15 protein-coding genes are annotated in these 15,573 nt (G+C 73.6%); 4 read left to right on the top strand and 11 right to left on the bottom strand.

Features of this window, described 5'->3' with window-relative positions; all coding sequences use genetic code 11:
- The first annotated feature begins 2 nt into the window (after positions 1–2).
- Positions 3–686: a gamma-glutamyl-gamma-aminobutyrate hydrolase family protein gene (locus ACSLTV_RS09925; RefSeq protein WP_435611984.1), complete on the top strand. Its 684-nt coding sequence runs from the start codon at positions 3–5 to the stop codon at positions 684–686.
- A gap of 576 nt (positions 687–1,262) precedes the next feature.
- Here the strand turns inward: ACSLTV_RS09925 and ACSLTV_RS09920 are convergent.
- From ACSLTV_RS09920 to ACSLTV_RS09910, 3 genes are all read right to left on the bottom strand, one after another.
- On the bottom strand, positions 1,263–2,195 hold the full coding sequence (locus ACSLTV_RS09920; RefSeq protein ID WP_432134519.1) for a LysR family transcriptional regulator: 933 nt from the start codon (positions 2,193–2,195) through the stop codon (positions 1,263–1,265).
- A gap of 71 nt (positions 2,196–2,266) precedes the next feature.
- Positions 2,267–2,998: a helical backbone metal receptor gene (locus ACSLTV_RS09915; RefSeq protein ID WP_432134632.1), complete on the bottom strand. Its 732-nt coding sequence runs from the start codon at positions 2,996–2,998 to the stop codon at positions 2,267–2,269.
- Positions 2,999–3,060: 62 nt separating this feature from the next.
- Positions 3,061–3,627, bottom strand: a complete 567-nt coding sequence (locus tag ACSLTV_RS09910) for a helix-turn-helix domain-containing protein (protein ID WP_432134520.1) — start codon at positions 3,625–3,627, stop codon at positions 3,061–3,063.
- Positions 3,628–4,045: 418 nt separating this feature from the next.
- Between ACSLTV_RS09910 and ACSLTV_RS09905 the strand changes: the two genes are divergently transcribed.
- Together ACSLTV_RS09905 and ACSLTV_RS09900 are read left to right on the top strand one after the other, a co-directional pair.
- A complete protein-coding gene (locus ACSLTV_RS09905; protein ID WP_432134521.1) occupies positions 4,046–4,966 on the top strand; it encodes a 5'-3' exonuclease in 921 nt (306 codons plus the stop codon).
- A gap of 97 nt (positions 4,967–5,063) precedes the next feature.
- Positions 5,064–5,912, top strand: a complete 849-nt coding sequence (locus tag ACSLTV_RS09900) for a siderophore-interacting protein (protein WP_432134522.1) — start codon at positions 5,064–5,066, stop codon at positions 5,910–5,912.
- On the opposite strand, the gene ACSLTV_RS09895 is transcribed toward ACSLTV_RS09900, so the two are convergent.
- Positions 5,807–6,136, bottom strand: a complete 330-nt coding sequence (locus ACSLTV_RS09895; protein ID WP_435611983.1) for a GNAT family N-acetyltransferase — start codon at positions 6,134–6,136, stop codon at positions 5,807–5,809. The genes ACSLTV_RS09900 and ACSLTV_RS09895 overlap by 106 nt on opposite strands.
- Positions 6,130–6,405 carry a hypothetical protein gene (locus ACSLTV_RS09890; protein WP_432134523.1) on the bottom strand — a complete coding sequence of 92 codons (276 nt, stop codon included), beginning with the start codon at positions 6,403–6,405 and terminating at the stop codon, positions 6,130–6,132. Before ACSLTV_RS09890 ends, ACSLTV_RS09895 begins: the two co-directional genes overlap by 7 nt.
- A gap of 87 nt (positions 6,406–6,492) precedes the next feature.
- Between ACSLTV_RS09890 and ACSLTV_RS09885 the strand changes: the two genes are divergently transcribed.
- Positions 6,493–7,470, top strand: a complete 978-nt coding sequence (locus tag ACSLTV_RS09885) for a pseudouridine synthase (RefSeq protein ID WP_432134524.1) — start codon at positions 6,493–6,495, stop codon at positions 7,468–7,470.
- A gap of 62 nt (positions 7,471–7,532) precedes the next feature.
- Here ACSLTV_RS09885 and ACSLTV_RS09880 read toward each other — a convergent pair whose 3' ends face one another.
- The 6 genes from ACSLTV_RS09880 to ACSLTV_RS09855 form a co-directional block, all read right to left on the bottom strand.
- Positions 7,533–9,137: a cytochrome P450 gene (locus ACSLTV_RS09880; protein ID WP_435611982.1), complete on the bottom strand. Its 1,605-nt coding sequence runs from the start codon at positions 9,135–9,137 to the stop codon at positions 7,533–7,535.
- A gap of 69 nt (positions 9,138–9,206) precedes the next feature.
- A complete protein-coding gene (locus tag ACSLTV_RS09875; RefSeq protein ID WP_432134526.1) occupies positions 9,207–9,827 on the bottom strand; it encodes a GTP-binding protein in 621 nt (206 codons plus the stop codon).
- Positions 9,808–10,248, bottom strand: a complete 441-nt coding sequence (locus ACSLTV_RS09870; protein WP_432134527.1) for a DUF742 domain-containing protein — start codon at positions 10,246–10,248, stop codon at positions 9,808–9,810. Before ACSLTV_RS09870 ends, ACSLTV_RS09875 begins: the two co-directional genes overlap by 20 nt.
- Positions 10,245–10,652 (bottom strand): roadblock/LC7 domain-containing protein, encoded by a 408-nt coding sequence (locus tag ACSLTV_RS09865; protein WP_432134528.1) that lies wholly within the window; start codon positions 10,650–10,652, stop codon positions 10,245–10,247. Before ACSLTV_RS09865 ends, ACSLTV_RS09870 begins: the two co-directional genes overlap by 4 nt.
- Positions 10,649–12,298: an ATP-binding protein gene (locus ACSLTV_RS09860; RefSeq protein ID WP_432134529.1), complete on the bottom strand. Its 1,650-nt coding sequence runs from the start codon at positions 12,296–12,298 to the stop codon at positions 10,649–10,651. Before ACSLTV_RS09860 ends, ACSLTV_RS09865 begins: the two co-directional genes overlap by 4 nt.
- 298 nt (positions 12,299–12,596) lie before the next feature.
- On the bottom strand, positions 12,597–15,449 hold the full coding sequence (locus tag ACSLTV_RS09855) for a DEAD/DEAH box helicase (RefSeq protein WP_432134530.1): 2,853 nt from the start codon (positions 15,447–15,449) through the stop codon (positions 12,597–12,599).
- Positions 15,450–15,573 lie beyond the last annotated feature (124 nt).

The following is a 15,573-nucleotide window of genomic DNA, read 5'->3' as shown; positions in this document are numbered from 1 at the left end:
CAGTGAACAGACCGCTGATCGGCGTCAGCACCTACCTGGAGGCGGGCGCGCGCTGGGGCGTGTGGGAGCTGGAGGCGGCACTGCTGCCGGCCGGCTACCCCCGGCTCGTGCAACGGGCGGGCGGCCTCGCGGCGATGCTGCCGCCGGACGCGCCGGAGCACGCGGCGGCGGCGGTGGCCCGGCTGGACGCGGTGGTGATCGCCGGCGGCCCGGACGTGGACCCGGTGCGCTACGGCGCCGAGCGCGACCCGCGCACCGGACCGCCGGCGCGGGCCCGTGACACGTGGGAGCTGGCGCTGATCGAGGCGGCGCTGGCCGCCCGGGTGCCGCTGCTGGGCGTCTGCCGGGGGATGCAGCTGCTGAACGTCGCCCTCGGCGGCACCCTCACGCAGCACGTCGACGGGCACGCCGAGGCCCCGGGGGCCTTCGGCCGGCACCCGGTCAAGCCGGTGCCGGGCACCCGCTACGCCGGTATCGCCCCCGAGGAGACCTCCGTACCGACCTACCACCACCAGGCGGTGGACCGGCTGGGGGCGGGACTGGTCGTCTCGGCGTACGCCGAGGACGGCACGGTGGAGGCGGTGGAACTGCCTCCACCCGGCTGGGTGCTCGGCGTCCAGTGGCATCCGGAGATGGGCCGGGACTTGCGGGTGATGCGGGCCCTGGTGGCCGCGGCGACCCGCTGAGCCCCGACCGGCCGGGGCGGCGCCCTGCGGCCGGGGACCTGCGTGCGGACCGAGACGGGCAGGGCGCCGAGGCCGCTGCCGACGCCACGGACCACCACGCGGGCGGCGGCGAACCTGAGTCCGGCACCACGGGTGACCACGAGCCCGGGCCGCCCACCCGCCGCAGACCGGCACAGGTGGCAACAAGCCCCGGCCACCCCGCCAGCCGCCACCGGCACACGTCGCAGCGAGCCCCGGCCACCCCACCAGCCGCGGACCGGCACAGGTGGCAGCGACCCCGGACCGGCACAGCGGCCGGGACCACGGGCGGCAGGCAGTCCGGTCGCTCATCCCGGCCACGGACCGGGGCGGGGCTTGCCGCCCACAGAGCCCGGGGGCGGCCGCCGGAGGCCGCCGGCTGATGGACCGGCCGAGAGCGGCAGCGGGGCGGCAGCGGCGCGGGACGGCTGACCGGGCCACCGACCGGCAGCGAGCTGCGGTCGCCCCGACGGCCCTCGGGTCGGCGGGGGACATCGGCGGGGCAGCCGCGGGGCCGAGCACCGATGCGACCGGCGGGCCGCCTCGCCCGCCGCCGGGTCAGCCGCGGGTCAGGCTCAGCAGTTCCCGGGCCGGGCCCGCCGGGCGGTGGCCGGTGGGCCAGACGGCGCGCAGGGCGCGGGCCAGGGAGACGTCGTCGAGCGGGACGCTGACCAGGCGGCGCATGCCCAGCTCCTCGCCGACGGCGAGTTCGCTGAGGACCGCCGGGCCCGCGCCGCTGACCGCCGCCGCCTTCACCGCCGTCGTGGAGGACAGCTCGATCAGCGGCCGGGCCAGCCCGCCGAGCGCCATGTCCAGGACCTGCCGGGTCCCGGAGCCCTTCTCCCGCAGGATCAGCGGGGTGGCCGCCAGTTCCTCGGCGGCCAGCGGGCGCCGCCGCCGCGTCCACGGGTGTCCGGGCGCGGCGACGACGATCAGACGGTCGTGACCGATCACCGCCGAGTCCAGCCCGGAGGGCACCGTCAGCCCCTCCACGAACCCCAGATCGGCCTCCCCGGCGAGCAGTCGCTCCGCCACCGCCGCCGAGTTCCCGGCCAGCAGCGACACCGCCGTGTCGGGCCGCTGGGCCCGCAGCGCGAGCAGCCACCCCGGCAGCAGGTACTCCGCGATCGTCATGCTCGCCGCGACCCGCAGCCGGGAGTCCCGCCGGTCCCGCAGCGCCTGCGCGCCCACGTCGAACGCCTCCGCCGCCTCGACGATCCGCCGCGCCCAGTCCGTCACCAGCGCGCCCGCGTCGGTCAGCCGCGACCCGCGCGGCGACCGGTCCACGAGCGCCACACCCAGCTGGCGCTCCATGGAGCGGATCCGGCTGCTCGCCGCCGGCTGGGTGATCCCCAGCTCCCGGGCGGCCGCTCCGAGACTGCCCAGCCGGGCCACCGTCAGCAGCAGTTCCAGGGCGCCCAGATCCGGTACCCGATGGGCCAGCGAACCACCGGCCGGACGCCCCTCGCCTGCTGTCTCCCCACCGCTCATAAGGTCAGTTTATGCCCGGTTGGCGGCATACTCCCCGGTCGCGACGGCACGGGCGCCGGTGCGCGCGCCGCTCAGCACCGAGCCGCTCGCAGGGCGGCACCGAGCACCGCGGGAGCCTCGGCCAGCGACGGCCCGTACCACGTCAGGTGCCGTCCGCTGACCAGCGCGCAGGGCAGCCCCGGGAACGCCTCGGGGCCGTCGTCGGCGGCGAACCGGTAAGGCTCGTCGGGCAGCACCACCAGGTCGGGCCGTCGGGCGCTCAGCTCCTCCGCCGAGACCCGCGGGTACCGCTCCTCGTGACGGGCGTAGCAGTGGTCCACACCCAGGCGCGCGAGCACATCGCCCGCGAACGTGTCGCGGCCCAGCACCATCCAGGGGCGGCGCCAGACCGGCACGACGGCGGTGCGGCGGTGGCCGGGGCCCGGCACGGACGGCTTGGTCCAGGCGTCCTCGGCCTCGTCCAGCCAGCGCGGCCGACGGCGCGCACCGCACGCCGAGACCACCCGGTCCAGTTCCCGGAACGCCTGGGGCACGTCCCGCACCTCGGTGACCAGCACCTCCAGTCCGGCCGCGCGCAGGGCGGCCAGGTCCGGCGCGCGGTTCTCCTCCTCGTTGGCGATGACCAGATCGGGCCAGAGGGCGGCGACCCGGTCGAGATCGGGGTTCTTGGTGCCACCCACCCGGGGGACGTCGAGGCCCGCCGGGTGGCTGCACCAGTCCGTGGCGCCGACGAGCGCGCCGGGGACACTCGCGGCCACGGCCTCGGTGAGGGACGGCACGAGAGAGACGACGCGCGGCGGCACGGGGGTGCGCGGGGCGTCGTGTGCGGCGCGGGAGGGCCGGGGCTGCACGGGCTGCGGACCGTTCACCGCTTGCGGTCCCGCACCGCCTCGATGTGCTCCGCCACCGCCACGACGACCAGCCGGGTGTCCGGCCCCGTGGCCCGCCAGCGGTGCCGCACCCCGCCGGTCAGGTACAGGGTGTCGCCGCGGCCGAGCCGGTACACCCGGCCCTCGGCCTCGATCTCGACGGCGCCGTCGGCGACATACATCAACTGGTCGTTGCGGTAGCGCAGTTCGCGGCCCGCGTCATGGTCGCCGGTGAACTCGGTCGCCTGCATCTGGTGGTGTCCGCGCACCAGCGCCCGGGAGTGCGGGTCGGGCCCCGGCTCGGGGGCCTCGGCCGACACCACGTCCACGCTGCACGCCGGGTCGGCGGCGGCGAGCAGCTCGACGGCCGTGGTGCGCAGCGCGTCGGCGACCTTCTCCAGGGAGCTCTGGCTGGGCCGTGCCCGGTCGTTCTCGATCTGGCTCAGGAACGGGACCGACAGGCCGCTGCGCTCGGCCACGACGGCGAGGGTGAGTTCGAGGGCCCGACGGCGGCGGCGCACGGCCGCGCCCACCCGCAGGGGCTGTTCTTTGTGGTCGCCCATCGCTCCGGCTCCCTCCTTCGCTCGTCGGTCCCTTTCTGATGAGTTCTCTGCACCCTACGCATGTTCGGCAAACCGTTTCATGTGCCCGTCACATCGAGGACACGGCGGGCGGCCTTCGAGTGGACGGTTCACGCCAGTCGATCAGCCTGGCGGAGCGGCCGGGTCCGGGCAGGTTCGCACGGGCCGCTCCTAGGGTTCAATGCTCCGACGGCCACCGGTGTTCCGGCCAGGGCCGGGCGGGGCGGTCCGGGGGCCGGGCGGCTCCCCGGTTCGGGTGACGGCTTGGCTCTGCGTGGTTGGCCGGATCCCGCCCGTGCGCGGGTCCCCCGCTCGCGCGCCGGGGCGCACGCTCCGAAGCGGGCCGCACCGCCGAAGCCGGGCACGGGTCGCTGTCGGTGGTGTGCGGCATGATGCGCACGTGACCGGACGACTGATGCTGCTCGACACCGCCTCCCTGTACTTCCGCGCCTACTTCGGCGTCCCCGACTCCGTGAGGGCACCGGACGGCACTCCGGTGAACGCGGTGCGCGGGCTGCTGGAGTTCATTGACCGACTGGTCCGCGACCACCGGCCCGACGCACTGGTGGCCTGCATGGACGCCGACTGGCGCCCGGAGTGGCGGGTCGCGCTGATCCCCTCCTACAAGGCGCACCGGGTCGCCGAGGAGCACCAGACGGGCCCGGACGAGGAGGAGGTGCCGGACACCCTGTCGCCGCAGGTTCCGGTCATCGAGGCGGTCCTCGACGCGCTCGGCATCGCCCGGGTGGGCGTCGCGGGGTACGAGGCGGACGACGTGATCGGCACGTTCACGGCGCGGGCGGAGGGCCCGGTGGACATCGTCACCGGCGACCGCGATCTGTACCAGCTGGTGGACGACGTGCGCGGGGTGCGGGTCCTGTATCCGCTCAAGGGTGTCGGCACGCTGCAGCTGACCGACGAGGCGGTACTGCGGGAGAAGTATGGCGTCGACGGCCGCGGGTACGCGGATCTGGCGCTGCTGCGGGGCGACCCGAGCGACGGCCTGCCCGGGGTGCCGGGGATCGGCGAGAAGACGGCGGCCAAGCTGCTGGCCGAGTTCGGCGACCTGGACGGGATCATGGCAGCCGTCGACGACCCGGCGGCCAGGCTGACCCCGTCGCAGCGCAGGCGGCTCGCCGAGGCGCGGCCGTACGTGGAGGTCGCGCCGAAGGTCGTGCGGGTCGCCGACGACGTGCCGCTGCCGGCGGTGGACACGGCGCTGCCGCGTGCACCGCGCGACCCGGCGGCGGTGGCGGAGCTGGGGAACCGCTGGGGCCTGGGCGGCTCTCTGCGGCGACTGCTCGCCACGCTGGGCGCCTGAGCGGCCCCGGGGGCGTCACGTCGATGTTCTCGTGTGCCACAAACAGGGAAGTGCTAGCTTAGGCAAGCCTAAGCTTCAGGTCGACTGGGAGGCCGTCATGGCAGAACGCCCCGCACGCACGTCGCGGAAGCCGCACTCCGCGCAGGTCGTGCGCACCGAGCGGCTCACTCCGCACATGCAGCGTGTGGTGCTCGGCGGCGAGGGACTCGCCGGGTTCTCGGCCGGCACCTGCACCGACCACTACGTGAAGCTGCTGTTCGCTCCCGAGGGCGTGACCTACCCGGAGCCCTTCGACCTGGAGCGCGTGCGGGCGGAGTTCCCCCGTGAGCAGTGGCCGGTGACACGCACCTACACCGTGCGGTCCTGGGATCCCGAGCACCGCGAGCTGGCCCTGGACTTCGTGATCCACGGCGACGAGGGCCTGGCCGGCCCCTGGGCGATGCGCGCCCGGCCGGGCGACACCGTCCGCTTCATGGGCCCGGGTGGCGCCTACGCCCCCGACCAGGACGCCGACTGGCACCTGCTGGCCGGTGACGAGAGCGCCCTGCCGGCCATCGCGGCCGCGCTGGAGGCCCTGCCGGCCGGCGCGGTGGCGCACGCCTTCGTTGAGGTCTCCGGCCCGGAGGAGGAACTGAAGATCGACTCCGACACGGAGGTCGTCTGGCTGCACCGCGGCGACCGGCCGGTCGGCCGACCGCTCGTCGAGGCCGTGCGGGCGCTGCCCTTCCCCGAGGGCCGGGTGCACGCGTTCGTGCACGGTGAGGCCCACTGCGTGAAGGAGCTGCGCCATCTGCTGCGGGTCGAGCGCGGCATCCCGCGCGAGGACCTGTCCATCTCGGGCTACTGGCGGCTCGGCCACAACGAGGACGGCTGGCAGGCGTCGAAGCGGGAGTGGAACGCGCGCATCGAGGCGGAGCAGGAGACCACCGAGCCGGCGGCCTCCTGATCCCTTCCTCCGAACGGGGCGCGGTCGGCCGGTCGGTCGCCGTCGCCCCGGGCGTGCGGGCGCATGTCGTTCGGGCCGTCGGCGTGCAGGAGAGCACCGCGCTTGGTGCCCACCACCAGGAAGCCGGTCTTGGCAGCCATCCGGCAGGACGCCACGTTCGCCGTGGCGTGGGTCTGTTCCAGGCGGTGGAAACCGATCTCCTCCAGCGCCCAACGGGTCAGCACGGTGGTGGGCCGTACGGCGACGCCCCGGCCGCGGGCCCGGCCACCGTCCAGTGGGCGCCCTCGGCGAATCCGCTGCCGAGCAGGAGGCCGCACAGCGCGGCCCGGCCGAGGAGCAGACCGGTGTCCGCGTCGACGACGGCCCACCGCGCGGTCCGCTCCCGCGCCCACTCGGCCCGCCCGTCGCCGATCCGGTCGGCGGCCTCCGCCGCGGAGCCGGCGGCCCGCGCGTGCCACCGACGCGTCAGCGGGTCCTGGAACGCGGCGTGCACCGCGGGGCGCGTCCGCCGCCCGCCGGGGGCCGCCACCGGGCGGCGGACGGCCCCACCGGTTCTCCGGCGCCGTACCCTGGGTCCACGATGAGACGCCGTACGCCGCCCCCGCCCGCCCCGCTCCCCCAGCGCGACGGGGTCGACCCGGTGCGGGTGCGGCTGCCGGCGGCGGGCCCGTGGGCCACCGTGCGGGAACACCTGGTGGAGCGCCTGTCCGGGGCGGGCGACGGCATCGTGGACGGGATGTTCGCGGCGGGCGGGATCGTCGGCGCCGACGGGCGGCCGGTCGCTGCGGACGCCGCGTACGTCCCCGGGCTCTACGTGTGGTTCCACCGGGAGCTGCCCGCCGAGGTTCCGGTGCCCTTCCCGGTGCGGGTCGTGTACCGCGACGCCCACCTGGTCGTCGCCGACAAGCCCCACTTCCTGGCCACCACCCCGCGCGGCAGCCACGTCACAGAGACCGTGCTCGCCCGGCTCCGCCGCGAGCTCGGCATCCCCGCGCTGGGCGCCGCCCACCGGCTGGACCGGCTCACGGCCGGGCTGGTGCTGTTCACGGTGCGGCCCGAGGAACGGGGCGCGTACCAGGCGCTGTTCCAGGACCGGCGGGTCCGCAAGACCTACGAGGCCGTCGCCCCCTACCGTCCCGGGACGGCCCTGCCGCGCACGGTGCGCAGCCGGATCGTGAAGGAGCGCGGCGTGCTCACCGCGCGGGAGGTGCCGGGCGAGCCCAACGCGGTCAGCCGCGTCGAGCTGCTGGAGCACCGGCCGGACGGGCTCGCCCGCTACCGGCTGACGCCCGAGACCGGCCAGACCCACCAGCTCCGCGTCCATATGACCGCCCTGGGCCTCCCCATCCTCGGGGACCCCCTCTATCCGGCGGTCGCCGCGCCGGCCCGGCCGGGAGACTTCAGCCGCCCCCTCCAGCTCCTCGCCCGGGAGCTGGAGTTCACCGACCCCGTCACCGGGGTACGGCACCGGCTGCGCAGCGAGCGGGAGTTGGCGGCCTGGACGGCGTACCCGACATGGGCGGCGGAGGAACGGCCGGACGGGCCGCAGCTGTCGTAGCCCCGGTCCGCCCCGTACCCGACCGCCCGATCCGACCGCCCCGTAGCAGGCCGGTGAGCGCGTCAGTATCCCCGCCACCACGACAGGAAGCGCTGCCAGGCGCTCGGGCGGCGGGCCGCCGCCGACGCCGATGCCCCCGTCGCCGTCGGCTCGCTCGGCCGCGGCTCCCCTGCGGCCGGGGCCGACTCCGTTCCGCCCGCGGCGACCGGTCCGCCCGCGGCCACGGGTCCGCCGGCGGCATAAGGCGTGCCCACGGTGACGGACCCGCCCGCGGGACCGGGCTCGCTGGTGGGACCGGACTCGCTGGTGGGAGCCGGCTGCTCCAGCCGGAGGAACACCTCGGGGCGCTGCGGCGGCACCACGTCCAGGCCCATGGTGTCCAGGGACTCCTTCGGCGGCTTGGGGTCGAAGCGCACCGGCAGGGCCACGAGGTGGCGGGAGGCGATGGACGCGGTCCAGCGCAGGTCCTCCTCGCGGCAGGCGAGCTGGGCGTCCGGCAACCGGGTCAGCAGCGCGTCGACGCCCACGTCGGCGATGGCCCGGCCGACGTCCTGGCCGGGACACTCGTGCGGTCCGCCGCCGAAGGCGAGGTGTGAGCGGTTGCCCTGCATGCTGGCGGAGAGGTCGGGCCGGATCCGCGGGTCCACGTTGCCCGGCGCCGGCGCGAACAGCAGTCCGTCGCCCTTGCGGATGCGCCGGCCCCCCAGCTCCGTCTCCTGCTTGGCGAAGTAGGCGAGGATCGTACTGAACGGCGGCTCGTCCCACAGGGACTGTTCGACCGCCTCCGGCACCGTCATCTGACCGCCGTTGAGCCGGGCGTAGAAACGCGGGTCGACGATGACCCGGCGCAACACGTTGGCCAGCAGGTTGACCGTGGCCTCGTAGGCGGCGAAGAGGACGAGCCGCAGGTGTTCGCGGACCTCGTCGTCGGTCAGCCCGGCCGGGTGGGTGATGAGGTGGCTGGTGAAGTCGTCGGCGGGCTGGGCGCGGCGGCGGATGGTCAGCCGGTCCAGCGCGTCCATGACGTACCCATGGCTGGCGATGGCGGTCTCGGTGCCCTTGAGGGCGTCCCGGGCCGCGTGCACCATGCGGTCGCTGTACTCCTCGGGCATGCCGAGGACCTCGCACATCACGGCCATCGGCAGGTGCTCGGCGAACTGGCCGACCAGATCGGCGCGGCCCTGCCCGCAGAAGCGGTTGACCAGTTCGTGCGTGGACCGGTAGATGTGCCGCCGCACGCTGCGGTGGTCGATGGTGGCCATGGCGGACTTGACCGCCCCGCGCAGGCGCTTGTGCTCGTCGCCCTCGGCGTGGGAGCAGATCGGCTGCCAGGCGATGTGCGGCATCAGCGGGTGGTCGGGCTTGACCCGGCCCTCCAGCAGCGGGGTCCAGATGCGGCTGTCCCGGGTGAAGTGCGAGGCGGTTCGGACCATGTGCAGGTTCTCCGCGTGGCCGAGGACCACCCAGATCGGCACGTCGTCGTGGAGCAGCGCGGGGGCCACCGCCCCGTGCTCCGCCCGGAGTTGCTCGTACAGCTCGGCCAGGTCCTCCGCGCCGGGCCCGTACAGCCGGGCCAGTCCGTCCGGGCCGCGGTGGGCGGGACAGCCGGGAGGCGGGTCGAGGGTGAGGTCTTCCGTACCGGTCGTGGAGTGGTGTTCAGACGTCACGGGGGTCGCTTTCGAAACGATGGTGGGTCCGGGGGCGGGCGGGTGAACGGCCGTGCGGGCGGTCGACGTTCAGGTGAGGCTGCCGCTGAGGGTCAGCTTGGACAGGAACCGCATCAGCGTCAGGAGGACGTCGCGGCTGGAGGCGCGGCGGCGGGCGTCGCACTCCACGATCGGGATCTCGGGGGGCAGGTCGAGCGCCGTGCGCAGGGTGTCCAGCGCGTACTTCGGGCCGTCGGGGAAGGAGTTGACGGCGACCACGAAGGGCACCCCGCGCTCCTCCAGCCGGCCCATGACCTCGAAGCTGACCTCCAGGCGCCTGGTGTCGACGAGGACGACCGCGCCGAGCGCCCCCTCGAACAGGCCGTTCCACAGGAACCAGAAGCGCTCCTGTCCGGGGGTGCCGAACAGGTAGAGCACGATCTTGTCCGTGATGCGGATGCGCCCGAAGTCCATGGCCACGGTGGTGGCGGTCTTGGTGTCCGAACCGTAGTTGTCGTCGACGCCGAGGCCCGCCTGGGTCATGGTCTCCTCGGTGGTCAGCGGCTTGATCTCGCTGACCGAGCCGACCATGGTCGTCTTGCCGACGCCGAAGCCGCCCACGATGACGATCTTCGCCGCGGCCTCGGTGGTGTGCGGCAGGTGGTCCTCGACCCGTGGGCCGGGGAGCGTGTCAGAGCCTTTGAAGTCCATGCATCACCGCTTCGAGAAGGGACCGGTCGGGGAGCTGCTGCCGCACGATCGGCGCACGCGCCTGGACCAGCCCGGCCGCCAGCATGTCGGTGAGCAGCACGGTCACCACGCTGAACGGCAGGCTGAGGTAGGCCGAGATCTCGGCCACGGACAAGGGGGCGGCGCACAGCCGCAGCACCGCCGTCTGTTCCGGGGTCGCGGAGGAGGGCAGGTCGGCGCGGGCCACGATCAGCGTGACGAGGTCGACGGGAACGCGCTCCCCTTCACCCGAAATGACGAAAAGGCGCTCGGGGTTCTTGCCGTCACCCTCCTCCGGCGGTCGGCTCTCCTCGGTGGGGGGCGGCGGCGGGGGCGCAGGCGGTAGTAGGGGGGCTGGTGCCTGCTTGGCGGGGACTCGCCGTCGGCGTTGCGGAGGCGTCATACGGTCTGCCCGGTGTGGCGCGGCGGACTGGTCAGGTGTGAGCCGATGCGGACGACGAGGTCCCGCATCATGGCGCTCATGTGGCCGGGCTCGCAGCGCACGTCGGCGAGGACGGCGAGGTAGGCGTTGGCGCCGGCCGCCATGAGGTAGAAGTAGCCGCCGTTCATCTCGATGACGACGAGCTTCATGTCGCCGTCGGTGGTGGGGATCTCCTGGGCGACCGCCTGTGCGAGGCTCTGCAGTCCGGCACAGGCCGCGGCGACCCGGTCGGCGGCGTCCGGGTCACCGGCGTAGCGGGCGATGCGCAGTCCGTCGGCCGACAGCACCACGATCATCTCGATGCCCGGGACTCCGTCGTAGAGCTCCCTGAGCAGCCAGTCGAAGTTGGCGCGCTGCTGGATCACGTGAGGTCCCCCTCGTCGTCGGCCTCGGTGCGGGCCTTGTCCTTGTCTTCGATCAGGTGCAGGTACTTGGTGGGATTGCGGGTGAAGTCGGTCGGGTCCTCGGCGGGGTTGTCCTTCTTCAGGCCCTCCCAGAAGGCCTCGACCCACAGTCCGGGCGCCCGCTCCTCCTGCTCCGGCCGGGGCTCCGGCTCGGCACGCTGCTCCTGCCGCTTGGCGGCCTCGTCCCACATGTCCTCCTCGCCGCGCTTGGCGCGCTCCTGGGCGGCGTACGCCTCCCGGTAGCGGTCGGCGATCGAGACGGTGGCCTTGCTGCGTCGCTGCGGCAGCCCCTCCGGGGTCCACTCGGTGACCACGGGGACGTCGTCGTCCATGTTCACGTCGAGGGGGATCCTCGGGTTGGTGGGCCGGCGCTTCTTGGGCTTGCGCTGCGGGATGTCGGTGTCGGGCGGCAGCGTCTGGGTGGGCAGCGAGGCCGCCCCGATGCCGTGGGCGTAGATCGAGGTGGGACCGGCGGTGAGCATCTCGGTCGGGACGACCAGGACGGCGCGCACGCCGCCGTAGGCGGACTGGCGCAGCGCGACCTGCATGTTGAACGCCGTGCACAGCCGGCCGACGACGGCGAGGCCGAGGCGCGGGGTGTCGTTGATGTCCTGCATGTCGACGCCCTGCATGGCGTCCTCGATCATGCCCTCGACCTTGGCGCGGGTCTCCTCGCTGAGGCTGACGCCGGCGTCCTCGATCTCGATGGCGACGCCGGTCTGCACCTCGACGGCGTTGACGTGGACCTTGCTGGCCGGCGGCGAGTAGCGGGTGGCGTTGTCGAGGAGTTCGGCGCAGGCGTGGATCACCGGCTCGACGGAGATGCCGCGGATGTTGACCTTGGCGATGGAGTCCAGGTTGATCCGGCGGTACTCCAGGATGCGCGACATGGCGCCGCGCAGCACGCTGTACAGCGGCACCGGCGCGGGCCACTGGCGGCTGGGCCGGCCGCCGCCGAGGACGCCGATGGAGTCGGCGAGACGGCCGATCAGGGCGGTGCCGTGGTCGATGCGCAAGAGGTCGTCGAAGACCTCGGGGTTGCGCCCGTGGTCCTCCTCCATCTCCCGCAGCTCCTTGTTCTGCTGGTGGACGATGGCCTGGATACGGCGCGCCACGCTGACGAAGGAGCGCTGGGAGGAGTCACGCAGGTCCTGCTCGTGGTCGATGACCTTCATCAGGGCGCGCAACATGGCGACCTGGGAGTCGTCGAGTTCACGGAACTGGGCGTCGGTCCGCGCGATCTCCCGGATCACGTCCTCGGGGGACGCCCCGTTGCGCAGCGGGGGGACACACGCGGGCACGTAGACGTCCGCGATGCGCCGGTTGCGGGCGGTGTAGCCGGCGAGGCGGCCCTCCAGCTGGGCGAGACGCTGCTCCTTCTCGGCGCACTGCCGGCGCATCCGGCGTCCTCGGCGCACCGCTCCGGTCACCGTGGCCAGCACCACGGCGGTGGCCACGGCGCCGCAGACACCTACGGCGAGCCGGGTGGCCACCGGCACCAGGGCGGTGGCCGCCCCGGTCGCCGCGGCCATCAGTATCGCCGGCGGCAACAGCACGCGCGCGTAGGGAAGTTCACGGCGACCGCGTGGGGACTGAACACTCACCATGTGGGCCCTCTGTCGGGTTCGGTTCGCATCTTCTGTATGGGGGAACACTCAGGACATTGGATGGACTACGGGGAACAAACGCACGAATAACCTCAACTCGGTGCGCTGCGGGCGAGCTTAGTCCGACCGGATCATCGCTGTGTCATATTCAGCAACCGCCTGAAAGCCACCTCGCGCCTGCAGTACCCTCGGAAGCATTTGCACGCAGCGATCTCGTTCGAAGACAGAGAGTGATGACGTACGGGCGTACGAAAGGGGCGCGGGAAGAGTCCCGCGCCCCTGATCGTGCTCCTGTGCCTCAGCCCACCGACGAGTACGCCACCACGCCGCGCAGCAGCCCGTCGACGGCCTTGCGCGCGGCCCTGGGCACGGTGGAGCCCTCGGCGGGCGCCGCGGCCTGGATCTGCCCGAGGACGTCGATGACCTGCTTGCACCACCGGACGAAGTCACCCGCCGGCATCTCCGCCTCGCGCAGCACCTCGTCCAGCCCCTTGCCGGAGGCCCACATGTACGCCGCCCAGGCGAAGCCCAGATCGGGTTCGCGCTGGCCGACGCCCTCGGTCTGGCTGATGCGGAAGTCCTCCTCCAGAGCGTCCAGCCGGCCCCAGATCCGCACCATCTCGCCGAGCGCCGCCTTCGCCTTGCCGGACGGCAGCTTCGGGGCGAGCGCGTCGTCCGCGGCCCGCGCCTCGAAGACCAACGCCGAGACGCACGCGGCCAGTTCGGCAGGGGCGAGGTCCTCCCAGACTCCGGCCCGCAGGCACTCGCTGGCCAGCAGGTCCAGCTCGCCGTAGAGCCGGGCGAGCCGCTTGCCGTGCTCGGTGACCTCGTCGCCGCGCAGGTAGTCCAGTTCGGTCAGCAGCGCCACGATCCGGTCGAAGGTCCGCGCGATGGTGTTCGTCCGGCCTTCGATACGGCGCTCCAGCTGGGAGGTGTCCCGCAGCAGCCGGTAGTAGCGTTCGGCCCACCGGGCGTGGTCCTCGCGGTCGTTGCACCCGTGGCAGGGGTGGGCCCGCAGTGCCTTGCGCAGCCGGGCGATCTCCCGGTCGTCGGCCGCCTCGGCACGCCGCTTGCGGTGCCGCTCGGGCGCGATGTGCCCGGCCTTGGTGCGCAGCGCGGAGGCGAGGTCGCGGCGGGACTGCGGCGAGCGCGGGTTGAAGGACTTGGGGATCCGCATCCGCTCCAGCGGCTCCACGGGGACCGGGAAGTCGATCGACGCCAGCCGCTTGACCTGACGCTCGGCGGTGAGCACCAGCGGGCGCGGCCCGTCATGGTGCTCGAAGCCGCGGTGGCCGTTGACCCGCCCGGCGGGCAGGCCCGGGTCCAGGACCAGCGCCAGCCCCGCGTACTTGCCGGTCGGCACATGGATGACATCGCCCGGCTTGAGCCGCTCCAGGGCGACCGCGGCCTCCGCCCGGCGCTGCGCCGCGCCCTGCCGGGCCAGCTCGGTCTCCCGGTCCTTCAGCTCGCGCCGCAGCCGCGCGTACTCCTCGAAGTCGCCGAGGTGGCAGGTCATGGACTCCTTGTAGCCCTCCAGCCCCTCCTCGTTGCGCTGCACCTGCCGGGAGATCCCGACCACCGAGCGGTCGGCCTGGAACTGGGCGAAGGAGGTCTCCAGCAGCTCGCGCGAGCGGTGCCGCCCGAACTGCTCGACCAGATTGACCGCCATGTTGTACGACGGCTTGAAGCTGGACCGCAGCGGGTACGTGCGCGTGCCGGCGAGACCGGCCAGGTGGTCGGGGTTCATGCCGCGCTGCCACAGCACCACCGCATGGCCCTCCACGTCGATGCCCCGGCGGCCGGCCCGGCCCGTCAGCTGGGTGTACTCGCCCGGGGTGATGTCGGCGTGCTGCTCGCCGTTCCACTTGACGAGCTTCTCCAGGACCACCGAGCGGGCGGGCATGTTGATGCCCAGCGCCAGTGTCTCCGTGGCGAACACGGCCTTGACCAGGCCGCGGACGAACAGCTCCTCGACGACCTCCTTGAACGTCGGCAGCATGCCCGCGTGATGGGCGGCGATACCGCGCTCCAGGCCCTCCAGCCACTCGTAGTACCCGAGGACGTGCAGGTCCTCGGCGGGGATGGCGGCGGTGCGCTCCTCGACGAGCGCGCGGACCCGCTCCCGGGCCTCCTCGTCGTTGAGCCGCAGTCCGGCGTACAGACACTGCTGGACGGCGGCCTCGCAGGCGGCGCGGCTGAAGATGAAGGTGATGGCGGGCAGCAGACCCTCGGAGTCGAGCCGCTCGATGACCTCGGGGCGGCCCGGCGTCCACGCCCGCGAACGCTGCCGGCGCTCGCGCTCGCGGTCGGCCTCGCGCATGGACCGGCCGCGTCTGCGGTCCTGGTACGAGGGGCGGCTGGCCTCCATGCGGGCCAGCCGGGCCAGGTCGGGGTTGACCGCCCGTCGGTGGCCCTCCCCCTCCTCGAACAGGTCGTACATCCGCCGCCCGGCCAGGACGTGCTGGAACAACGGGACCGGGCGGTGCTCGGAGACGATCACCTCCGTGTCACCGCGCACGGTGTCCAGCCAGTCGCCGAACTCCTCGGCGTTGGACACGGTCGCCGACAGGGAGACGAGGGTGACCGACTCGGGGAGGTGGATGATCACCTCCTCCCACACGGCGCCGCGGAACCGGTCGGAGAGGTAGTGGACCTCGTCCATGACCACGTACCCCAGCCCGATCAGGGTCTGCGAACCGGCGTAGAGCATGTTGCGCAGCACCTCGGTGGTCATCACGACCACCGGGGCGTCGGAGTTGACGCTGTTGTCACCGGTGAGCAGGCCGACCTTCGCCGCTCCGTAACGGCGGCACAGGTCGGCGTACTTCTGGTTGGACAGCGCCTTGATCGGCGTGGTGTAGAAGCACTTCTTGCCCTGCAGCAGGGCGAGGTGGACGGCGAACTCGCCCACGATCGTCTTGCCCGAGCCGGTGGGCGCGGCCACCAGGACGCCCTTGCCCGCCTCGAGCGCCTGGCACGCCTCGATCTGGAAGGGGTCGAGGCCGAAGTCGTACATCTCGCGGAACGACGCGAGCGCGGTGGCCTGCTCGGCAGCGCGCCTGCGCGCAGCCGCGTACCGCTCGGCCGGTGAGAGGTCCTGTGTCATCGTGCTTTCGAGCGTACCGGGCCGCACTGACAACAGGACGATCATTATCCCGATCCATCCCGTACGAACCCGGGATCCACGCAGCTCAGCGACGTGCGGCAGCCAGGGCTCGGAGAACCGGGGGCACCTGCGTCCCGGAGCCGCGGTGCACGGTGCGGGACCCGCCCGG

The sequence above is a fragment of the Streptomyces sp. bgisy159 genome, assembly GCF_965341775.1.
GTDB lineage: Bacteria > Actinomycetota > Actinomycetes > Streptomycetales > Streptomycetaceae > Streptomyces.
This window is presented reverse-complemented; position numbering and strand designations above follow the sequence as displayed.